This window comes from Agromyces aureus (assembly GCF_001660485.1).
GTDB lineage: Bacteria > Actinomycetota > Actinomycetes > Actinomycetales > Microbacteriaceae > Agromyces > Agromyces aureus.
In genome coordinates, this window is record NZ_CP013979.1 from 1,342,024 (window position 1) to 1,364,155 (window position 22,132).

The 22,132-nt window shown below is 71.3% G+C and carries 17 protein-coding genes and 1 tRNA gene; 10 read left to right on the top strand and 8 right to left on the bottom strand.

Annotation, left to right across the window (positions count from 1 at the left end; genetic code table 11):
• Positions 1–5: 5 nt before the first annotated feature.
• The 5 genes from ATC03_RS05700 (at position 6) to ATC03_RS05720 (ending at position 5,485) form a co-directional block, all read left to right on the top strand.
• The gene (locus ATC03_RS05700; protein WP_161490320.1) at positions 6–854 is read left to right on the top strand and encodes a glycosyltransferase family 2 protein; all 849 of its coding nucleotides are present in this window, start codon (positions 6–8) and stop codon (positions 852–854) included.
• Entirely contained in the window at positions 851–2,578 is a 1,728-nt protein-coding gene (locus tag ATC03_RS05705; protein WP_067874220.1) for a lipopolysaccharide biosynthesis protein, read from the top strand. Before ATC03_RS05700 ends, ATC03_RS05705 begins: the two co-directional genes overlap by 4 nt.
• Entirely contained in the window at positions 2,575–3,441 is an 867-nt protein-coding gene (locus ATC03_RS05710) for an SGNH/GDSL hydrolase family protein (protein WP_161490321.1), read from the top strand. The genes ATC03_RS05705 and ATC03_RS05710 overlap by 4 nt, the downstream gene beginning before the upstream one ends.
• Entirely contained in the window at positions 3,438–4,463 is a 1,026-nt protein-coding gene (locus tag ATC03_RS05715; RefSeq protein ID WP_067874226.1) for a glycosyltransferase, read from the top strand. The genes ATC03_RS05710 and ATC03_RS05715 overlap by 4 nt, the downstream gene beginning before the upstream one ends.
• A 65-nt stretch (positions 4,464–4,528) precedes the next feature.
• Positions 4,529–5,485: a glycosyltransferase family 2 protein gene (locus ATC03_RS05720; protein ID WP_067874229.1), complete on the top strand. Its 957-nt coding sequence runs from the start codon at positions 4,529–4,531 to the stop codon at positions 5,483–5,485.
• Here the strand turns inward: ATC03_RS05720 and ATC03_RS05725 are convergent.
• From ATC03_RS05725 to ATC03_RS05745, 5 genes are all read right to left on the bottom strand, one after another.
• A complete protein-coding gene (locus tag ATC03_RS05725; RefSeq protein WP_067874234.1) occupies positions 5,431–6,603 on the bottom strand; it encodes a glycosyltransferase in 1,173 nt (390 codons plus the stop codon). The two genes, ATC03_RS05720 and ATC03_RS05725, sit on opposite strands and share 55 nt — an antisense overlap.
• Before the next feature lie 37 nt (positions 6,604–6,640).
• A complete protein-coding gene (locus ATC03_RS05730; protein WP_067874237.1) occupies positions 6,641–8,161 on the bottom strand; it encodes a sugar transferase in 1,521 nt (506 codons plus the stop codon).
• 367 nt (positions 8,162–8,528) lie between these two features.
• Complete coding sequence (locus ATC03_RS05735; protein WP_067874240.1) at positions 8,529–9,746, bottom strand: glycosyltransferase; 1,218 nt, start codon at positions 9,744–9,746, stop codon at positions 8,529–8,531.
• Positions 9,743–10,303 (bottom strand): acyltransferase, encoded by a 561-nt coding sequence (locus ATC03_RS05740; protein WP_067874243.1) that lies wholly within the window; start codon positions 10,301–10,303, stop codon positions 9,743–9,745. The genes ATC03_RS05735 and ATC03_RS05740 overlap by 4 nt, the downstream gene beginning before the upstream one ends.
• Before the next feature lie 137 nt (positions 10,304–10,440).
• A complete protein-coding gene (locus tag ATC03_RS05745) occupies positions 10,441–11,682 on the bottom strand; it encodes a polysaccharide pyruvyl transferase family protein (RefSeq protein ID WP_067874245.1) in 1,242 nt (413 codons plus the stop codon).
• A 232-nt stretch (positions 11,683–11,914) separates the two neighbouring features.
• Between ATC03_RS05745 and ATC03_RS05750 the strand changes: the two genes are divergently transcribed.
• The 5 genes from ATC03_RS05750 (at position 11,915) to ATC03_RS19745 (ending at position 18,291) form a co-directional block, all read left to right on the top strand.
• Positions 11,915–13,663: a fatty acyl-AMP ligase gene (locus ATC03_RS05750; RefSeq protein WP_067874246.1), complete on the top strand. Its 1,749-nt coding sequence runs from the start codon at positions 11,915–11,917 to the stop codon at positions 13,661–13,663.
• The gene (locus ATC03_RS05755) at positions 13,660–15,438 is read left to right on the top strand and encodes an acyl-CoA dehydrogenase family protein (RefSeq protein ID WP_067874247.1); all 1,779 of its coding nucleotides are present in this window, start codon (positions 13,660–13,662) and stop codon (positions 15,436–15,438) included. Before ATC03_RS05750 ends, ATC03_RS05755 begins: the two co-directional genes overlap by 4 nt.
• Complete coding sequence (locus ATC03_RS05760) at positions 15,420–17,186, top strand: acyl-CoA dehydrogenase (protein WP_067874249.1); 1,767 nt, start codon at positions 15,420–15,422, stop codon at positions 17,184–17,186. The genes ATC03_RS05755 and ATC03_RS05760 overlap by 19 nt, the downstream gene beginning before the upstream one ends.
• Positions 17,183–17,434, top strand: a complete 252-nt coding sequence (locus tag ATC03_RS05765; protein WP_067874251.1) for an acyl carrier protein — start codon at positions 17,183–17,185, stop codon at positions 17,432–17,434. The genes ATC03_RS05760 and ATC03_RS05765 overlap by 4 nt, the downstream gene beginning before the upstream one ends.
• 161 nt (positions 17,435–17,595) lie before the next feature.
• Positions 17,596–18,291 (top strand): 4'-phosphopantetheinyl transferase family protein, encoded by a 696-nt coding sequence (locus tag ATC03_RS19745; protein ID WP_161490322.1) that lies wholly within the window; start codon positions 17,596–17,598, stop codon positions 18,289–18,291.
• Here ATC03_RS19745 and ATC03_RS05770 read toward each other — a convergent pair.
• From ATC03_RS05770 to ATC03_RS05780, 3 genes are all read right to left on the bottom strand, one after another.
• Positions 18,273–18,346 (bottom strand) — tRNA-Pro (locus tag ATC03_RS05770). The two genes, ATC03_RS19745 and ATC03_RS05770, sit on opposite strands and share 19 nt — an antisense overlap.
• A gap of 78 nt (positions 18,347–18,424) precedes the next feature.
• A complete protein-coding gene (locus tag ATC03_RS05775) occupies positions 18,425–19,402 on the bottom strand; it encodes a metallophosphoesterase (RefSeq protein WP_067874254.1) in 978 nt (325 codons plus the stop codon).
• Complete coding sequence (locus ATC03_RS05780; protein WP_227820241.1) at positions 19,399–22,044, bottom strand: transglycosylase domain-containing protein; 2,646 nt, start codon at positions 22,042–22,044, stop codon at positions 19,399–19,401. The genes ATC03_RS05775 and ATC03_RS05780 overlap by 4 nt, the downstream gene beginning before the upstream one ends.
• Positions 22,045–22,132: the final 88 nt, after the last annotated feature.

The following is a 22,132-nucleotide window of genomic DNA, read 5'->3' on the forward strand; positions in this document are numbered from 1 at the left end:
CCCGGATGTCGATCGTCGTCCCCGCGCACGACGAGGCGGCGATCATCAGCCGCCTGCTCGAGGCGCTCGTGGCCGATCCTCGCGCCGACGAGTGCGAGATCCTCGTGGTCGCGAACGGGTGCACCGACGCGACCGTCCGCATCGCCCGCACGTTCGAGCCGACGGTGCGGGTGGTCGAGATCGAGACCGCGTCGAAGATCGCCGCGCTCGAAGCGGGGGATGCCGCGGCGACCACGTTCCCGCGCGCGTACGTGGATGCCGACGTGCTCGTCGACCTGCCGGCGCTGCTCGCCCTCGCCGACCTGCTCGACGAACCGGATGGTCCGATGATCGCCTCGCCGAGGTTCGAGGTGGACACGGCCCTCGCATCCTGGCCGGTGCGGTCGCACTACCGGATCTGGGAGCTGACCGACTACCGCCGCCGGGGGCACATCGGCTCTGGCATCTACGCGCTCTCCCGTGAGGGCCGCGAGCGGTTCGATGCCTGGCCCGACGTGATCGCCGACGACCGGTTCGTTCAGCAGCTCTTCGACTTGGACGAGCGCGGCACCCTCGAGGGCCACGTCTTCACGGTGCGCAGCGCCCGCACCCTCGGTTCGCACCTCCGGCGCACGACGCGCATCGCGCGCGGCAACCTCGAGCTGCCCGACGACCCGCGGGTGCTCGACGACGACCCGATCGGAGACCGCATGGCGAACCTGATCCGGCGCGTGGCGCGCCGCCCGTCGCTGTGGCCGGCGTTCGCCGTGTACTGCGCGACGTCGACGATCCCGCGCCTGCGCGCACGGCGTGCGGTCATCGCCGACGCGTCCCGGGAATGGGCGCGCGACGACACGAGCCGGGTGGTGGCGTGAGCGGCCCCGGTCCCGGTCCCGGCCCCGGCCCCGGCCCCCGTCCCGGTCCCGGCACCGACCGTCTCGCGCACACGTCCTCGCGCGGCGTCTTCGTGACGATGGGCGGGTTCGGCGGCAAGACGCTGATCCAGGTGGCCTCGACCGTCGTGCTGGCCCGCATGCTCACGCCCGCCGACTTCGGCCTCGTCGCGATGGTGACGGCCATCGTGGGCGTCGCCGACCTGGTGCGCGACTTCGGGCTGACGGGCGCGATCATCCAGGCGAAGAAGCTGAGCGAGCGCATGTGGATGAGCGTCATGTGGCTCTCGGTCGCGCTCGGCGTCATCCTCATGGGCGTCATCGCGGCGAGCGCGCCGCTCATCGCGCTGCTCTACGGCGAGGAGCGGCTGGTTCCGCTCACGCTCGCCATCGCGCCGATCCTGCTCATCAACGGGCTCTCGATGCCCATGCAGGCGCGCGTGCAGCGAGACCTGAAGTTCGGCACGCTTGCGAACATCGACGTCGTCTCGATGCTCTGCGGTGTCGTGCTCGGCATCGGGGCCGCGGCACTCGGCTGGGGCGTCTGGTCGCTCGTGGTCATGTCGGGCGCCGGTCAGCTCTACCGGCTGATCGCCCTCTGGGTCGCGTCGCGGCCGAAGTTCGGGCGTCCGCACATCTCGCGGGAGGTCGTGCCGCTCGTCACCACCGGCGGCAGCATCTTCGGCGTGCAGCTGCTGAACTACGCGGCGAAGAACGCCGACAACGTCATCATCGGCCAGCAGATGGGCCCGGCGGCGCTCGGCCAGTACTCGCGCGCCTACGCGCTCTACCTGCTGCCGATGCAGCAGCTGAACGGCACGCTCGGCCGGGTCGCGCTGCCCGTGCTCAGCAAGCTGCAGGACGACGGCGATCGCTATCGGCGCTACATCCGCGGCGCGCTCATGATCATCGGCTACCTGACGATCCCCGTGTACGCGGTCGCGGCGGCGGTCTCCTCGCCGCTCATCGCGATCCTGCTCGGGCCGGGGTGGGAGCAGGCCGCGACGCTCTTCAGCCTGCTCGCGATCGCCGGCATCGCGCAGTCGATCGGCAGCGTGCTCGGCTGGCTCTACATCACGCTCGGGCGCGCTCACCGCCAGCTCGTCTACTACCTCGTGACCAGGCCGATGGTCATCGGCGGCTACTTCCTCGGTCTCTGGTGGGCCGGCGTCGAGGGGCTCGCGCTCGTGTACGGCCTGCTCACGATGGTGCTGCTCGTGCCCGGCTTCTACTACGCCACGGTCGGCACGTTCGTGCGGGTCGGCGACATCATCCGCCCGATCGTGCGGCCCGTGATCCTCGCACCGCTGTGCTTCGGCGCGGCGTGGGGCGTCGAACGGCTCACCGACGGACTGCCGACCATCGTCCAGCTCGTGCTCGGCGTCGCCGCGGGCGTCGTGCCGCTCTTCGCCTGCCTCGCGATCCCGGCGTACCGGCGCGACCTCGCGGCGATCATCGGCTTCGTCAAGCAGGTGCGCAAGCCGGCGGCCGCGAAGGCGCAGGGCGGGGCGGATGCCGCGTCGCAGGCGCACGGAGCCGAGCAGGCCGATCTCCGCGACCCGGTCGACCTGCTCGAGCCGATCGAGCCGCGCGACCCGGTCGACCTGCTGGAGCCCGGTGATCTGCACGAGCATCGCGATCCGCCGCGCGATCCGCGCGCCTCGGTATCCGAATCCGCGACCGACCACCGGAAGGCAGACTCGTGACGCGACCTTCGAAGCTCCTGGCCGTGGCGCTCGCCGTGCTCACGGCCGCCGCCCTCGCCGCATGCACCCCGAGCGCCGCCGCACCGCCGGATCTCACCGAGGTCGAGCAGCCGACGGCGGCGCCGACCGTGACCACGCTCGGCATCCTCGGCGACTCCGTCTCGCTCGGCGTGAACGCGTGCGCCGAGCAGGGGCAGTGCGCCCGGGCGTCGTGGTCGGGCGGCAGCGACCCCGAGGTCGGGTCCGTCGCCGCGCGCCTCGCCGCGGCATCCGGAACCGAACCCGACGTCGTGAACGCCGCCAAGGACGGCGGCGACGTCGAGGACGCGCTCGGCCTCGCCGACGAGGTCGTCGCGGCGCAGCCCGAACTCGTGACCGTGCTGCTCGGCGGCAACGACGCGTGCGCGCCCACGCTCGACGAGATGACCTCGACCGACGACTACCGGGCCCGCCTCGGGCAACTGCTCACCCGGCTGAACACCGACGTGCCCGGTGCCACGATCCTCGTGCTCTCGGTGCCCGACCTGCACCACCTCTGGGAGATCGGGCGCACCGACCCGACGGCCGTGCAGGCGTGGAACTCGAGCCCCTCGTGCAAGAACCTGCTCGGCTCGGCCGACGACGACTCGGCTGCGGCGAACGAGCGGCGCGATGCGGTCGCCGAGCGCGTCGTCGAGTACAACGCGGCCATCGAGGAGGTCTGCGCCGCCGCCGAACGATGCACCGACGACGGCGGCGCGGTGTACGCGTACCCGTTCACGACCGGGGAGATCTCCTCGATCGACCACTTCCATCCGTCCATCGCCGGGCAGCGCGTCATCGCGGAGATCGCCTGGCAGGCCCTCGAGAAGGGGCAGTCATGACGACCATGCTCGTGGCCATCTCCGGAGGCCACCTCGCGCAACTGCACATGCTCGCCCCGCGCATCGCCGCAGGCGACGACGTGGTCTGGATGACCGACGACACGGCGCAGAGCCGCTCGTTGCTCGAAGGGCAGACCGTCGTCCACGTGCCGACCCGACCGCCGCGCGACACCCTCGGCGTGCTGCGCGACACCCGGATCGCGAGGCGCGCCATCTCGGAGCACCGCGTCGACCGGGTGGTGAGCTCAGGAGCGCAGATCGCCCTCTCGGCGCTCATTCCCGCCCTCCTGCGGCGGGTGCCGTTCAGCTACGTCGAGAGTGCGACCCGGGTCACCGACCTCTCCACGACGGGCAAGGTCATCGACCGGATCCCGAGCGTGCGGCGGTACGTGCAGTACCCGAACCGCACCTCGGAGCGGTGGGGGTACGCGCTCTCGGTCTTCGACGGGTTCCAGGTCGAGGCGGTGCCCTCGGCCTCGGATCCAGGCGCGGGTGCGGTCCCGGGTGCGGGCTCCCGTTCGAGCGTCGGCGGCGGCGGCGTCGGCGTCGGCGTCGGGGTGGTCGCGGGGCCGATCGAGCGGGCCGTCGTCACGGTCGGGGGCAACGGCGAGTACGGCTTCCGGCGACTCATCGAGTCCGCGGTGCGTGCGCTTCCGGCCGAGGCCGAGGTGCTCTGGCAGACCGGCTCCACGGATGTCTCGGGCCTGGCGATCGACGCGAAGCCCACCGTTCCGTCGGCCGTGCTGTCGGCCGAGCTCGAGCAGGCCGACGTCGTCATCGGGCACGCCGGAACGGGCACGGCGCTCGCCGCGCTCAGCGCCGGGAAGGTGCCCGTGCTCGCAGCGCGATCGGTCGGACACGGCGAGCACGTCGACGCCCACCAGGACGACCTGGCCGCGTTCCTCGCCGAACGGGGGCTCGCGATCGTGCGGCCCGCCGACGAGATCACGCTCGACGATCTCGTCGAGGCGTCGCGGTGGCGCGTCACGCGGCGCGACGACCTCGAACCCGTCAGCATCTGAGTCGTCGACCCGACGGCGGAGCCGACCGGACCAGACCGACCGAGGAACCGAGGAACGGAGGGCGTGTGCCCGAACTCAGCATCGTGGTGGTGAACTACAACACCCGGCAGGCGACGACCGCGTGCCTGAGGTCGGTGATCGACGCGTCCCCCGGCGTCGACCTCGAACTCGTCGTGGTCGACAACGGCTCGGTCGACGGCAGCGTCGAGGCGTTCCGTGCGGAGTTCCCGGACGCGAGCGTCATCGCCGCCGGCGAGAACCTCGGCTTCGCGCGGGGCGTCAACCTGGGTGCCCGCGCGGCGGCCGGATCGTGGCTGCTGCTGCTGAACCCCGACACGATCACGCTGCCCGGCTCGCTCGCCTCACTGCTCGACTTCGCGCGCACGCATCCCGAGTACGGCATCTTCGGCGGGCGAACGCTCCGTCCCGACGGCGGCGTCGACCCGAGTTCGTGCTGGGGCGCGCCGAGCCTCTGGTCGCTCGCGATGTTCGCGACGATGGCCTCGACCGCCTTCAAGCGCTCGCCGATCTTCGATCCCGAGTCGCTCGGCGCCTGGCCGCGCGACACCGTGCGCGAGGTGCCCATCATCACGGGCTGCCTGCTGCTCGTGCGCCGTGACGACTGGCAGCGGCTCGGCGGCATGGACGAGGAGTACTTCCTCTACGGCGAGGATGCCGAGTTCAGCCTGCGGGCCGCACGCGCCGGCCTCCGCCGGGTCATCGTGCCCGCCGCCGAGATCGTGCACGAGGTGGGCGGTTCGAGCGACGCCGGCGGGGCCAAGGGCTGCATGGTCATGGCGGGCAAGGTCACGCTGCTCCGCAAGACGTGGTCGCCGGCGCGGGCCTCGGTCGGCGTGCGCCTGCTCGTCGCGGGTGTCGGGGTGCGCGCCGGGCTCGAGACCCTGACGCGTCGCACCCGGGCGCCGTGGCGCACGGTCTGGCGTCGTCGTGCCGACTGGATCGACGGCTACCCGCGGGCCGAGGCCACGCTGTTCGGCCGCGAGCTCGCATCGGCCTCCTGAGCCGCCGAGCCGACGCCGAGCACCCACTCCTGCACCTTCTCGACGAAGCACGAGGCGTCGAACTCGAGGGCCCGCGATCGAGCCGCGTCCGGTTCGATCGCACGTACGGCGTCGACCGCCGCCGCGAAGCCGCGCGGGTCATCCGGCTCGTAGTGCACGCCCGTGACGCCGTCGACGACGGACTCGGCCGCACCGCCGACGCGATTGACGATCACGGGGCATCCGGCGGCCATCGCCTCGACCGGGATGATGCCGAAGTCCTCGACCGGCGGGAACACGAACGCGAGGGCGCGTTGGAACAGCGCGCGCATGAGCTCGTCGGAGACCCGCCCCAGCACGTGCACCGGAACCGCGGCTGCAGCCGCGAGCGCCTCGAGGCGGTCCCGCTCGGGCCCTGAGCCTGCGACCACGACCGGCAGCCCGAGCTCGACGCCCATGCGGATGACGGCGTCGTGCCGCTTGTACGGCACGAGGCGCGAGGCGGCCATGAGGAACCCGCGATCGGGCAGCGACTCGAGGAGCTCCCGCTCGGAGTGCGTCAGGTGCGCCGCCCAGTCGGGGACGCCCGCGATCGACGCGGCGTCGACCGGGGGATGGATGACGCGAGCGTCGCGGTCCCACGCTCGCCGGATGCGGTCGCGCACGAACGCGCTGTTCGCCGCCAGGGATCCGGATGCCGCGGCCGCACGTCGATCGACGCCGCGCAGGTACGCCCTGGCGAGCCCGGCGAGCGGCACGACGGTGCGGCTGTCGAGGTCGGGCTCCCAGAGGTAACGGGCCGGCGTGTGCACGTACGAGAACTTCGGAACTCCGCGCGTCGTGCCGAAACCGGCGTGGTGCGCGAAGACGTAACTGCTCGTGACGACCCACTCGGGTTCGAGCTTGCCCCAGCCGCGCCGCCAGGTGCCGGACATGAGGGGGAGTGCGAGGGCCTTCCGCCCCCGCAGCGGCGTGCGCGCGAGCCAGGACTCGTCGACGGTATCCGGGGGGAATCGCGTCGGATCGTCGTTCCAGAGCGCGGCGACCCTGGCGTCGGGAAGCGCCGTGCGCAGCCCGTCGAGCACCTGCTCGGCGCCTCCAGACTCCTCGATCCATTCCTGAACGATCAATCCGGTCATGCGCTGGTCCGATCTGCTCGTGGGGATGGTCGGGGGATCAGTAGGCGCCAGTGCTGCCGACGACCGCGCGCGCGGTCTTCAGCAGGATGACGATGTCGCCCGTGAGCGACCAGTTCTCGACGTAGTAGAGGTCGATCTTCACGCTCTCGTCCCACGTGAGGTTCGACCGCCCGCTGACCTGCCAGAGCCCCGTGATGCCGGGCTTGGTGAGCAGGCGCCGGTTGACGTCCTCCTCGTAGCGGTCGACCTCGGCGGGCAGCGGCGGACGGGGTCCCACGAGGCTCATGTCGCCGACGAGCACGTTCCAGAGCTGGGGGAGCTCGTCGAGCGAGTAGCGGCGGAGCGTCCGTCCGATCGGCGTGATGCGGGGGTCGTTCCTGACCTTGAACAGCACGCCGTCGGACTCGTTGCGGGACTGCAGTGCGGCCAGCCGCGCCTCCGCGTCGATCACCATCGAGCGGAACTTCAGCATCGTGAACCGCGACCCGCCGACGCCGACGCGCTCCTGGCGGAACAGCACCGGACCGACGCTCGTGAGCCGCACGCTCATCGCGATCCCCGCGATGAGCGGCAGCAGCAGGAGGAGGATGCCGCCGGCGACGACCACGTCGAAGACGCGCTTCACGGCGTGCGCGACCCCGGAGTACTGCGGCAGGTCGACGTGCACCATGGGCAGCCCGTTGATCGGCCGCAGATGGATGCGGGGGCCGGCGACATCCGTCAGTCGGGAGACGAGGATCAGCTCGGTGTTCGAGTTCTCGAGGTCCCAGCCGAGTCGACGGATCGTCGCGTTGCCGCCCGGAAGATCGCCTGCGATGATCACGGCTCTGGTACGGGTGCGCTTCGACGTCGCCGCGAGGTCCTTGAACTCGACGGTCGGCAGGTCGATCGCGGCGCGCTTGGCGGAGCGCGCCGGGCCCGCGTAGGTCGCTCCGATCGCGCGATAGCCCACCCGGTACTGGCGGCGCAGCTCGTCGGCCACTCTCGCGACGTCGTCGGGGCGTCCGACGATGATCGCCCCCGTGGTGCACCGACCGACCCGTCGCATCCGGTGCAGCGCGCCGCGCCAGATCATGCGACCGATGAGCAGGAGCACCAGGCCGAGCGGGAACGCGACCGCGAGATAGCCGCGCGCGATGTCGATCTGGAAGAGGAATGCGACCGCCGCGAGCGTGCCGAACGTGAGGAAGGTCGCGTTCACGACGCGCTGGTACTCGACCATGCCGGTGCCGATGTTGCGCAGCATCCTTGACCTCGTGGCCGACAGCGCGACGAGCCAGCCGACCGCGATGGCCGACGTCAGGGTCAGGTACGCGAGATCCGCCTGCGGGGTCGAGGCACGGAAGCCGGTCGTCTGGAAGCGCAGGAGCTGAGCCACGAGCAGCGCGATGAGCACGAGGGCGGCATCGGTGATCGAGAGCGCCGCGACGAGCCGTCGACGCCAGCCGAGACGTCTCGGCTGCGCCACGACCCTGGCCCCTGCGGCCGACGCGCGCCCCAGCAGACGTTCTCCGGGCAGCCGGCCGAGGCGGGCGATCGGTTCTGCTTCAGTCGACATCTGGTCCTCTCGGACGTCGGTCGTGCATGGGGTCCGCGCCGGCATGGACCGACGGAGCCGCATCATGGGCTGGGTGCTGGATCGGCGATCATCGCCTGCGGGTTCGAGAGCGGCTTCCGACGACGTCGGATCCCCCATCGACGTCGTCGAGAATGAGAACCGGACGACGTCGAAACACGCTCTTCGAGAATCACATCAGCCAACGGCGATCCTGGGTAGATTCCCGACCCGCTGTTCACAGGGTCTTCAGGCCCTCGATACACCCCCGACACAAAGGGGCCGGCGGTGCCCTCCGAACGGGGGTGTTCCCCGCGGGAGCCGCGTCGAGCAGCTCGGCGATCGGGCTCGCGCGGTCGGGCTCGGGCGGTCAGGCTCGCGCCAGGGCGAACACCATCTCGTGCCTGGCCGACCACGAGTTCGCCGCGATGAAGTCGATGCGGAGCTCCTCGCGCGCCGGGCCGAGGTCGAGCGCGTCGTCGACCACGTCCGCGAAGTCGCCGACGCTGTCGACGAGCAGCACGCGGTCGTCGATGTCCCGTACCGGTGGCAGATCGATCGAGACGACGGGAACACCCGCTGCGAGGTACTCATAGACCTTCAGGGGGCTCATCGCCTCGGTGAGCGGGGTCCTCCGGTGCGCGAGCAGGCAGAGCTCGGCGTTCCGCAACGTGGCGACGAGCTCGGCGCGGGCGACGCTCGGATGGATGTGCACGTTCGGGAACCGCTCGAGGCTCGCGACGTATCCGGGATCGGGGCACGGCCCGAGCAGCACCACCTGGAGTTCGGGCCTGCGCGTCGCGAGATCGGCGATGCCCGGCACGTCGAGCCGGGAGTCGAGCGTGCCGACGTAGACCGCCCGAGGGCCCGGGATCTCGGCGAACCACGCCGGGGCCGCCGGCAGCAGCCCGAGCCACTCGTCGGGCTCGACCCCGTTCGGCACGACCATCGCCGGCCCGGTCGGCGCGATGCGGTCGATGATCTCCGCCGAGACGGCGGCGACCGACCGACCGCTCTCGCCGATGCGCCGATACGCCTCGCGGTATGCGGGCCAGTAGCTCTGCCTCGCGGGGGAGCTCAGCCAGTCGTCCCTGGCGAAGAAGGTCGTACCCGAGGCCCAGTCGGCCGGCGCGAAGCCCGCGACCAACGGGTTCGTGGTGAGCAGGTGCGGCTCCTGCAGCCCTCGTCGCGCCGCCGCACGCCCGAGCAGCCGGTCGTACCGCGCATACTGCGCCGCGACGCCGTCGAGGTCGACCGGGTCCTCCCGGAGCAGGCGAGAGGGGCGGAGGTAGGCGATGCGGTCATCGGCGGGGAAGCGCACGTCGCGGTCGAGCAGCGGCGAGGCCGCGACGCGCGGGAGTCGGCGGAACGGGTCGGCGACCAGCAGTCGACGCACCTCGCGGCTCCGCATGAGGCTCGAGAGGATCCGGTCGGGCGGCCGCATCATGCCGCGACGCACAGCGTCCGCGTACGTCTCGTAGCTGAACGTGAAGACGAAGTCGCTCGGGGCGTGGGCGACGGCCCTCGCGGCATCCGATCCGGCACCGTCCTCGGTGAGGGCGAAGGAGGCGTCGGCGTGGTCGCTCACGTGGTCAGCTCCCGGATCAGGCGCGCGGGCGCACCCGCGACGACGCAGCGCGGCGGCACGTCGTCGCGCACGACCGAGTTCGCGCCGACGACCGCACCTGCGCCGATCGTGACGCCCGGCATGATCACGGCGTTCTGGCCGATCCAGGCACCACGGCAGATCCGCACCGGCGCGACCCGATCGAGCGGCTGGTCGCGGATGAAGACGTCGGGCTGGTCGAACCCGTGCGTATGGTCGGAGATGTAGACCCCGCGCGCGATAGCCACGCCGTCCTCGAGGACGACGCTCTGCACGGCCGAGATCGAGGTCTGGTTCATGCGCACCCGGTCGCCGATCACGATCGTGGGGGTCGGGCCGTCGAGGCGGGGCACGATCAGCCAGGAGCCGGGGCCGATGAGCACGTCGGAACCGACCGCGATGCGATGGGCGTTGCCGACCCGGAACGGCAGCAGGATCCGGGTGCGCGTACCGAAGCTCGCGAAGCCCGTCGATGCGATCTTCGAGAAGGCCGCATCGCGCGCCCGCTGCAGGAGCAGCACCACCTTCAGAACGTCCACATCCGCCTCCCCGACCGGCGGCGACCGACCGGCGCCCGAATCCGAATACGTCCTTCGAGCGTCCGTCATCGGCCGAGTCGCCAGCTCGCTCAGCGTATCCGCCGGATCGGCCGAACCGATGGCCGGACTCCGATTGTTTACCCGGAGGTAACAGTCCGATCCTGCGACGGCAGCCGGTCGAGATTGCGACCGGCGAGGGAACGCACGTCGTCGAGCCTGCCGAGGATCGAGCCGGAGAGCGATTCGGCGGCGTCGGAGGTCTCGCCCGCGACCCTGGCGAGGTCGGTCGCGAGCCGGTCGGTCGCGACGCAGAGCTGCGGCGCATCGAAGAGGTCCATCAGCCCCTCGACCTTGCCCTGCGTCGCCACGGTCACGGCGGGGACGCCGTGCATGAGGCTCATGACCGCGAGGTGCATGCGGCCCGTGACGGTGAGCCGCGCGCGACGGGTCAGCCCGCGGATCGCCGCCGGCGACAGCAGGCGATCGACGAGCACGACCTCCGGATCGCCGTCGAACCGCTCGGACACCGCACGGCAGATCGGCAGGTCGTCGGCGCCCGGCCGGGAGACGTGCGGAACCAGGAGCACTCCGTGCCCGCGATCGCGGAGCGTGCGCACGACCTCGACGTAGGGCTCGAGACCGCCGTCGGCCGGCACCAGTCCCGAGAAGTTGACGAGCGCGAGCGGCCCGGAGACGCGGTCGGCCCAGTCCGCGGCGGCCGCGGCATCCGTTCGTCGTGCCAGGAAGACGATGTCGGCGCCATCGACGACGGGCGCGATGCCGTCGGCGCGAGCGCGGGCCGCCGAGCGCGGATCGCGGAGCACGACCTCCACACCTCGCGAGGCCGCGTCGCGCACGGCCCGGAGGGCGACCGGGTGGGGCGCCGCATTCCAACTGAAGCCGAGGATGCGGGCGTCGATGCCGACCTCCGCCACGCGCCGCGCGAGGTTCGCACGGTTGGCAGAGGCCCGGTGGCCGTACCCGCCGTCCATCACGTCGGCGCCGACGACCGAGAACGAGGTCGCGGTCGAGAGCAACTCGCGGAAGGCGCGCATGTCCCGTGCATGGCCGACGAGATCGCCGTAGACGAGCGACAGCAGGGGCACGACGCGCACCCGCTCGTCGTCGATGGCGTAGTCCGACGGGCGCCGGCAGACGACGCTCACCCGACCCTCGACGTTCTCGATGAACGCCTCGACCAGGGCCTGGTCGCCGATGTTGCCGCCGCCGGCGGGGGCGAGCAGCACGTGGTGCTCGCCGTCGCGGCGACCGGTGACGTGACGCGTGGCGAGGAGCAGGCGATCCGCCGTCGCGAGCAGGCCCGGCGATCGCAGGGGCTGCGAGAGCCGTTGTCTGAGTGCGCCGAGTCCGATGGCCATCGAGGGTCCCTTCCGTGGCGGTGCGCGGCGAGGTGCGCCGACAGGCGGACAGCATACCCACACCCGAGAAGGGACCCCCGACCTGGGGGTGATGCGCGGCCCAGCCGTAACACGCGCGCAACACGTTGTGCGCGCGGTGTTCAACAACGGTCCCTATGCTCGCGGTGCACCCGGAGATGTCTGCCGGACGACGGCGTTCCGAAAGCCGGGCGGTCGACAGGAGGGAGCCGACGTGACCAACGACACGTTCATCGACGTCATGATGCGCACGGCAGCGACGGCGGGCGAGGCCCGGGGGATCCGGTTCTACTCGAGCCCATCGGACTCGGAGTTCAGGTCCTACGCGGCGCTCGACCGTCAGGCGCGTGCGGACGCCGCGGCCCTGATCGCTCGCGGCCACCGCGCCGGCGAGGTCGTCATCCTCGCGTTCGACCCCGGCCTCGCGTTCATCCGGGCGCTGTACGCGACCTTCTACGCCGGCATGATCGCGGCTCCCGTGCCGGTCGCCGCGATGCGGCAGCCGGGTGCGGCCCTGCGTCGCCTCGAGGCGATCATCGCCGACTCGCGCAGTGCGCTCGTGCTCACGGACGGCACCGCGCTCGCCGCGATGGGTCTCGAGCCGGGCGATACGCCCGCCGGTGCCGCCGTCACGCAGGTCTCCGCACTCGGGCTCCCGGGAGCTCTCACGGGCGATGCGGATGCCGCGGGCTGGGCGCCCCCGCCCGTCACCGCCCGCTCGCTCGCCCTCCTGCAGTACACGTCGGGCTCGACCGGAACCCCGAAGGGCGTCATGGTGAGTCACGGCAACCTCGTGGCGAACGAGGCCGCGATCACCTCCGCGGTCGGCATCACCTCCGCGTCGCGCACGATGGGGTGGCTGCCGCACTACCACGACATGGGGCTCGTCGGTCAGCTGCTGCAGCCGATCTTCGTCGGCGCCGACAGCGTGCTCACCTCGCCGAGCCAGTTCCTTCGACGACCCCTGCTCTGGCTGCGGCTCATCAGCGAGTACCGCTCGACCCACACCGTCGGGCCCGACTTCGCCTACGGGCTCTGCACGCGGCTCGTCACCGACGCGCAGCTCGCCGAGCTCGACCTCTCGGCGCTCGAGGGCGTCATCACGGGCGCCGAGCCCGTGCGCGGAACGACGCTCGCCGCGTTCTCCGAGCGGTTCGCGGCTGCGGGGTTCGACGGTCGCGCGTTCGTCCCGGCGTACGGCATGGCCGAGACGACACTGCTCGTGACGGCGAGCGTGCGGTCGGAGCCGGTCGCCCCGATCCGGGTCGACGCGGCCGGGGTCGAGGCGGGCGAGCTCCACGACCCGTCGGAGGACGGCAAGGTCGCAGAACTGGTGTCGTGCGGTCCTCCGGCCGACGGGCACGAGATCGTGATCGTGGATCCGACGTCGGGGCTCCGAGCCGTCGAGGGCGCCATCGGCGAGATCCTCGTGCGCGGGCCGAGCGTCGCACAGGGGTACTGGGACCGCCCTGACGAGACCGAGCGCACGTTCGGCGCGAGCATCGTGGGCGATCCCGTCGCGAACCGGTACCTGCGTACGGGCGATCTCGGGTCCCTCGTCGACGGCGAGCTCGTGATCACGGGCCGCATCAAGGACCTCATCATCATCCGCGGCCGGAACCTCTACCCGCAGGACCTCGAGACCACGGCCGAGGAACTGCTGCAGTCCGGATGCCTCAGCGCGGCGTTCGAGGGGCTCTCCTCGCAGCCCGCGGTCGGGCTCGTCGCCGAGGTCGACTCGGCGCGCGTGCCGCTCGAGGAGCTCGAGCGTCTCGCCGAGGCGGTGCGCCGGAGCGTCGTCGACGAGTACACGCTGCCCGAGCTCGGGGTCGTGTTCATCCGCAAAGGCACCCTGCCGCGCACGACGAGCGGCAAGGTGCAGCGTGCGCTCACCCGGTCGTTGCTGGCCGATGAGCGCCTCGCGACCGTGCTGAGTCTCGGGTTCGATCGGACGGCGGCGTGAGCGCGCCCGTCGCCGCGCCGACGCTCGGGGCTGCCGTCGCCGACGCCGCGGCCGCGGTGACCGGGGCGACCGCGGCGACCGGTGCGGTCGTCGCGCCCGAGCGGCTCGACCGGTCGGCCGTCGCCGCATTCGACGCGTTCCTCGGCGACCCGCGGGAGCCGGGCGCGGTGATCTCGACCGAGCGATCGATCGAGCTCGACGAGGCATCGGCTTTCCCCGTGGCCGAGATCGCGGCCGTCGACGCCTGGGGCCTCCAGCGCGCGTACGTGCCCGAGGAGCACGGCGGATGCCTCGGCGACGTGTTCGTGCCGATGACCATGATCCGCCGGCTCGCCGGCCGGGATGTGACTGCCGCGGTCGCCCACGGCAAGACGTTCCTCGGTGCGGTCGGTGCCTGGATCGCCGGAGGACCGATCGCCGCCGAGATGGCCGGCATCGTGGTCACGGGCGACCCGGTGTCGTGGGGGCTGACCGAACTGGGCCGCGGCTCGGACCTCTCGAACACCGCGACGGTCGCCGCCGTCGGCGCCGACATCCGGGTGACCGGGGTGAAGTGGCCGATCAACAACGCCACGCGCGGCCGGGCCATGACCGTGCTCGCGCGCACGTGCGACGAGCCGGGGCCGCGCTCGCTCTCGCTCGTGCTCGTCGACAAGCAGCGCGTCGACGCCGGCGCGCTCTCGTACCGGCCCAAGGTCGCGACCCACGGCATCCGTGGCGCGGACATCAGCGGCCTCGAGCTCCGCAGCGCCCTCGTCGAGCGAGACCACCTCGTCGGCGCGCCGGGCCACGGCCTCGAGATCGTGCTGAAGAGCCTCCAGCTCACCCGGCCGCTCACCACGGCGCTCTCGCTCGGCGCAGCCGACCACGCGATCGCGATCGCCACCGGCTTCGCGGCGAACCGTCGACTCTTCGGGCGCACGCTCGCCGACCTCCCGACGGCCAGGGCGACGCTCGGTGCCGCGATCGCGGACTCGCTCCTCGCGGAGGCCGTCATGTACGCCGGTGCGCGCGGCGCCCACCGCACGCCCGAGGAGATGTCGCTCGTGAGCGCACTCGTGAAGTTCCTCGTGCCCGACACCGTCGACCTCCTGTTCCGCGACCTCACGCCATTCGTCGGTGCGCGCTCGCAGCTGCTCGGCATCGCGGGCGTCGGCGCGTTCCAGAAGGCGGCGCGCGACAACCGCGTCGTCGGGATCTTCGACGGCAACTCGGTCGTCAACCTGAACATGGTGATCAACGAGTTCCCGTCGATCGCGCGCGCGGCCGACCCGGTCGACGTCGACGCCATCGTCGCCGACTTCGGATTCGGCGAGGCCGACGGCTGGGTCGACACCACGAGACTCAGGCTCGTGACGAAGCGCGGCTCGCGCGTGCTGCGCAGCCTGCCCGCACTCGTCGACCTGCTCGGCGAGCGCCCGGCCGCGGCATCCGCGAGGCGCATCGCCCTCGAGTTCGACCGGCTCGTCGCCGAGGCCGGCGCCGCGCCGCGCGAGTCGGCACCCTCGGCGGCGTCCTTCGACCTCGCCGAGCGCATCGCGCTCTGCTTCGGTGCCGCGTGCGCGATCGCCACCGACCTCGCCGCGCCGCAGCGGGGGAGCGCCCCATCCGAGGTGCGACTGGCCGCGATCCTCGACCGCCTCGCGGTGCGTCTCGGACTGCGCTCGTCGACGGATGCGGCGTCCACCGCCGCCGCGCTCGCCGAACTCGCCCTCGAGGAGGCGGCCAGGGCTCGACCGGTCACCATGCTCGACGGATGGGCGGACGCCGCATGACGATCCTCGACGGCCGCGCCGAGGCCGGGTTCTCGTCGTCGGCGACCTCGCCCGACGACCTCGACGAGCTCTTCGGCGACCCGCGGCATCCCGGACCCTTCGACTACGCGTCGATCGTCGTCGACGACGACGCGCGCCGCTTGAGCTCGACCGCCGAGAGCCTGCTCGACGAATGGCACGCCGCGGCCGAGTTCGTGCCCGCCTCGCTCGGCGGGCGATGGGTGTCGACCGAGGATCTCGTGCGGCGCTGGAGACCGATCTTCCGACGCGACCCGGCACTCGGGCTCGGCTACGGGCTGACGACCCTCATGGCGTCGCTCAACGTCTGGGTCGCGGGTCACGAGGCGCAGCGGCGCGAGGTGGCCGCAAGGCTCTTGCGCGGCGAGCGCATCGCCGTCGGGTTCCACGAACTCGACCACGGCAACGACCTGCTCTCGAATGCCTGCAGCGCGCAGCCCGACGGCGACGGCGGGTGGGTGGTCACGGGTGTCAAGCAGGTGATCAACAACGTCGACCGCGCCGAATCGGTGCTCGTCATGGCGCGCACGTCGCCGGAGCCCGGCGCACGCAGCCACTCCCTCCTGCTCTGGCACAAGGATGCCGCGACGAGGCCCCTCGTCGACACGAGCCGTCGCGTGCTCACGGCCGGCATGCGCGGGTGCCGCATCGGGGTCGCCGAGTTCCGTGGGCTGCCGCTGCCGGCGACCGCGGTCGTCGGCGCCACCGGAACCGCCGCGCAGACGGCGCTCACGGCCTTCCAGGTGAGCCGCGCCGTGATTCCGGCGCTGGCGGTCGCGACGGTCGATGCGACGCTCGATCTCGCCGTCCGGTACGGCGGCGAGCGATCGCTGTACGGCGGTGCGGTGCTCGACCTGCCGCATGCGCGGGCGCTCCTCGCCGGCGCGATGGCCGACCTCTGGCTGGCCGACGCACTGAGCGGGGTGGTCGTGCGCGCCCTGCACCTCGCCCCGGCCGAGTGCTTCGTGCTGACGGCCGCGTCGAAGTACCTCGTGCCCCAGTTGCTGCAGTCCGCCATGCAGGACCTCTCGGTGCTCTTCGGTTCGACCTTCTACGCCAGGGTCGCGCCGTACGACATCGTCGAGAAGTTCGTGCGCGACCTCGCCGTGGTGCCCATCGGCCACGCGGGTTCCACGGCCTGCCTGCTCACGATCCTGCCCAACCTGCCGGCCTGGGTCCGCCGCTCGCGACGCACGACCGCGACCGATCCGGCACTGTTCCGCCTCGGTGCGCCGCTCGAGGAACTCGACCTCGCGCGGCTCACGCTCGGCGCAGGGTCGAGCGATCCGCTCGGCGCCGGGCTCTTCGACCTGGCCGTGCGCGACGGCCTCGGCACGCTCGCCGCGGAGACGGTCGACCGCCTGGCGGCCGAACTCGGGAACCTCCGCGACGAGATCGCGCAGGTTCCGCCCGCCCTGCTCGGAGCGGACGCCCCGCCCTCGACCTTCGCGCTCGCGCACCGGCTCACCCTGCTGCTCGCCGGCGGCGCCTGGGCCGGCGTCTGCGCGTACGCGGCTCCCGGGTCGCTGCCGGCCGACGAGGTCGTGCAGGCCGCCGTGCTCGCGCGGCTCGAGGCCAGGCTCGGCGGTCGGGTCGGCCCGCTCGACGTCGACACGGTCGACCACCTCGTGGACATCGCCGGTCGCCTCGTCGACCACGGCGACCGGTTCACGATCTCGGAGCCGACGGCGCCGTCGTCGACTCGCCATGAAGAAGGAGACACCAGATGACCACCGATGCCCCCACCATCGAATCCTGGCTGATGGGCCGCGTCGTGGCCTACGGCAAGGTCGACGCCGGAACGTTCGACGCGGCGACCCCGCTCGCCGATCTCGGACTCGACTCGGTCTACGCCCTGACGCTCTGCGGCGACATCGAGGACGAGTTCGACCTCGACGTCGACCCGACCATCGTCTGGGACCACCCGACCATCGGCGAGCTCGCCGAGGGCATCTCCGAACGGCTCGCCGCGGCGTGATCGAGGCGCCGCACGTCCTCGCCCCGGCTGACCGGCGCGCCCGGACGTTCGGCGCCGCCGAGGGATTGTGGTGGTGCTTCGGCGAATGGATGCCGCGGGCGGCCGATCGCCCCGAGGCACCGCGTTCTGGAGACCGCCGTCCCCACGAGCGCGCGCGCCGCTTGCGCGAACGACGGGACACGGGCCGGGCGTGGGCCGAGGAACTCTCCCGCACCGCGCTCGACGGAGCCTGGCCCGGCTTCCGCCCCGACCGTCGCGGCCGGAAGCCGATGGTGAACGGCGACCACGGACTCGACGTGAGCATCTCGCACAGCGGATCCCTGATGCTCGTGGCGGTCGCACTCGGGGCGCCGGTCGGGGTCGACCTCGAGGTCGTCCCGTTCGACGCGTTCACCCGCCCGCAGCTCGTACGCCGCATGTGCTCGTCCGCTGAACTCGACGTCTTCACGAGCGTGCCCGACGGCCCGGTCCGGCGGCGGGCGCTCGCCCGCGCGTGGACCGTGAAGGAGGCGACGCTGAAGGCCCGTGGCGTCGGGCTGGCCGAGGACCCGCGAACGGTCGAGGTCGATGCGGAGTCGATCCTCGCCGAGGTCGTCGCGAGCCCCGTCGGCGTGGCAGCGGAGCCCGAAGCGTCGATCGTGCGCCTGCTCTCAACGGGCGCCGAGCTGCGGCATCCGCTCGACTGGGCCGGCCTCGACTGGGCCGACCTCGACGGGGTCGGCCTCGACTGGGCCCGAACAGCCCAACTGGCGAGCGCGCGGGCTACAGGCGTTCGCGCCATCGTCGGCCGGGGAGACGACGAAGGCCCCCGCTCTCGCGGAGGCCTTCATCTCGTGTGTCGGGGTGACAGGATTTGAACCTGCGACCTCGTCGTCCCGAACGACGCGCGCTACCAAGCTGCGCCACACCCCGGTGCTCTTGCGAGTCACAGCCCTTGCGGGCCTCCACAAGAATAGCCGATAAACCGAGGCGTGCTGACCACTCGAGCGATCAGTTCGAGGCGACGAGGGTGATGAGCGTCGCCTCGGGAGGGCAGGCGAAGCGCACCGGTGCGAAGATCGACGTGCCGAGGCCCGCGGAGACGTTGAGGAACGCCGACCGGAGGCCGTGGCGCCAGACGCTCAGGCCCTTGACCTGCTCGCGCGGGATGTCGCAGTTCGTGACGAGCGCCCCGAACCCGGGCACGCACACCTGGCCGCCGTGCGTGTGACCCGCGAGCATGAGCTGGGCGCCGTGGTTCACGAACGAGTTGAGCACGCGCTGGTACGGCGCATGCGCCACGCCCACGGTCACCGTCGGTCGAGCGGCCGCGCCGGATGCCGCATCGGGCCAGCTCTCGTCGCCGAGCGGGTCGTCGGCGCGCAGGTCGTCGATCGCGCTCGCGATGAGGTCGAGCCGGTCGAACCCCTTGTGCGGGTCGTCGACGCCGAAGAACTCGAAGTGGGTGCCGTTCAGGTCGAGCGAGGTGGCGGTGTTGTCGAGGTCCTGCCAGCCGAGCTCGGCGAAGTACGCGTGCAGTTCGTCGATGTCGAGTCGGGCGCTGCGTCGCACGTGGCCCGACGGCCCGGCGAAGTAGAGGAACGGGTTCTTCGCCACCGGGCCGAAGTAGTCGTTCGAGCCGTTGACGAAGACGCCGGGCACCCCGCGGAACGGTTCGAACGCCGCCCGGATGCCCTCGATGCCGCGTTCGTGGCCGAGGTTGTCACCCGTGTCGACGATCAGGTCGGGTTCGAGGGCGGCGAGCGAGCGCACCCATGCCTGCTTCTCGCGCTGCCAGGGCGCCATGTGCAGGTCGGAGAGGTGCAGCACCTTGATCGGCTTCGAGCCGGCGGGCAGCACGGGCACCTCGACGCGGCGCAGCGTCCACCGCGTGCGCTCGACGAACACGCCCCAGGCCAGCGTTGCGGCACCGGCCGCGCCGATCGCGAGTGCGATCGACGCGGCCGGTGCGAGCTTCGAAGGGCTCAATCGTCGTTGCCCGTTCCGGGTGAGCCGGTTCCACCGGTGCCGCCGAGTCTTCCGATGCCGATCGTGATGGTGTCGCCCGGCTTGGCGGCGCCGTCGGATCCGGGAGCCTGCGAGATCACGGTGCCGACCTTGCTCGGGTCGGTCGTGGCCTCGTCTTGGCGTTTCACCTTGAACCCGGCCTGCTTCAGCGCGTTCTCGGCCTGGTCGGCCTGCGTGCCGACCACGTTGGGAACGGCCTTCAGCGCGCCATTGCTCGTGTAGACGGTGATCGTGGTTCCGCGCCCGGCCTGGCCGGCCGGGTTGGAGCCCGTCACGGTGCCCGCTGGGAGTGCCGAATCCTGGGGTCCGCCGTCCGCGAAGACGAATCCGGCGGCCTCGATCGCCTGCTTGGCTGCGTCGAGCGTGAGCCCCGCCACCTGGGGGATGTCCACGAGAACCTCCTTGAACAGGCTCGTGGGGGCTTCGGGGAAGTCGTCGCCGCCGTACTTCTCATCGGCGACGGCCATGATGTCCGGCCACATGCGGTGTCGGGCGGTCGCCGCGGCTCCACTGTCGAACGAGAGCTGGCGCAGGTTCGCCTTGCCGGTGACGTTGCCGACCCAGACCGCGGTGGCGGCCTTGTTGCTCGCGCCGATCATCCAGGTGTCCTTGGCGTCGTCGGTGGTACCCGTCTTGCCGATGTGGTCGATGCCGGTGCCGGGGTCGGAGGCCGCGGTCGTACCGCCGTTGAAGGTCTGCTCCATGGCGTAGTCCATGGCGTGCGCGACCTCAGGCGTGACCGACTGCGTGCACGTCGACGCCGGAGGCGTCACCTCTTCGCCGTTCGCCTTGACGATGCGGTCGATCGCGATGGGCGAGCAGGTGAGACCGTTGTTCGCGATGCCCGCGAAGGCCGTGGCCATCGAGAGCGGCGACACCTCTTCGGTGCCGAGCACGGCGCTCGGGCCGAAGACCTCGTCGGGGTTCACCTTGCGGGTGCCGTCGGCGTTGTAGACGGGGCCATTGTCGTCGTACTCGAACTTCTGGCCGAGATCGAGGCCGTCGGCGCGGCGCACGCCGAACGCCTGCGCCGTGTCGCGGATCTTGCAGAGGTCCAATTGCTGGGCCATCGCCATGAAGGAGGTGTTCACCGAGTACTTCGTGGCGTCGACGGCGTTGTTCGCTCCCGTGCCGTCGTCGTTGCGCGGGTTGAAGCTGCCGGTCCAGCCGCCGTAGCAGGCGGCGGGGAACGACGTGAACGTGCGACGTGCGCCGTTGAAGCTCTCGCGTAGCGAGTGCCCCTCGTTCAGCCACTCCGCGAGCGTGAACACCTTGAACGTCGATCCGGGCTGCAGGCCGCTGGATCCGCCGTAGTTGAAGTCGGTGTTGTAGTTCACGGCCGTGTACTTGCCGTCTGAGGCTGCGAGCTCGGGGTCGTTCGTGAACTGCTTGTTCTGCGCCATCGCGAGGACGCGACCCGTGCCGGGCTGCACTGTCACCGCCGCGGAACCGACGTCGAAACGGGGATCGGTACTCGGTACGTTCTGCGCGAGCGTCGCCTCGGTCGCGGCCTGCACGTCGAGGTCGAGGGTCGTGTAGATCTGGAGGCCGCCGGTCTGGAGCATCTTCGTGCCCTCGTTGACGTCGGGGGTGTTGGCGTCATCGAACTGGTTCTTGATGATCCACGTGACGTAGTCGCAGAAGTAGGCGCTACCACCAGCCGTCTGACAACCGGTGCTCGGTTCCTGGATGACGGGCTGAACCGGAGTCGCCACGGCGGCGTCGTGCTCCTCCTGCGTGATCTTCCGCTCCTTGAGCATCTGACCGAGGATGTAGTCGCGTCGCTCCTTGTTCGCTGCGTAGGGCACGGGCTGCCCGTCGACGACCGTTGCCGCTCCGTTCGCCTCGTCGTCCGGGTAATCGAGGCGGAACTTCTCAGGGTTGTTGACGATCGCGATGAGGCTCGCCGCCTGAGGCAGAGTGAGGTCGGCCGCATGGATCCCGCCGTAGTAGTACTGGGCCGCGGACTCGATACCGTAGACCCGGCCGCCGAAGCCGGCGATGTTGAGGTAGCCCTTCAGGATCTCGTCCTTCGGGTACTCCTTCTCGAGAGTGATCGCGTAGCGCATCTCCTTGAGCTTGCGCTCGGGCGTGGTCGCGGTGGCCTCGTCGTACGCGGCCTCACGCTCCTCCTCGGTCTGCGCGGCGCTGATGCCGTTGTTGATGAGCACGTTCTTGACGTACTGCTGCGTGATCGATGAGCCGCCCTGCGTCGCGCCGCCGATGACGTACTCGTTCAGCGCGGCACGGAGCGTGCCCTGAACGTCGATGCCCCCGTGCTCGTAGAAGCGCGGGTCCTCACCGGCAACCGCGGCGTCCTTGACGTACTGGCTGATCTGGTCGAAGGCGACTTCTTCGCGGTCCTCGTCGAAGAAGCTGGCGAGCTTGTAGGGCGAGCCGTCGGCCTGGGTTACGTAGATGTCGGTCTTCTCCGACAAGTCGCCGATCTTCAAGATGCCCGGCAAGTTCTCGAACATCGTGATGCTGTTGCTGGCGGCCAGTCCGGTCACGGCGAGCGCGGGGGTCACCGCAGCGGTGACAAGAATGCCGGCGAGCGCGCTCATGCCGACGAATGCGAGGAGTCCCGTTCCGAGATCGCTCATCGTACGTTTTTGGGCAGACATATAGTGGAGCGTAACGGAGAAGACTGGCAATCAACGGCACGGAAGCTGGGCGAACGCCTGCTCCGTT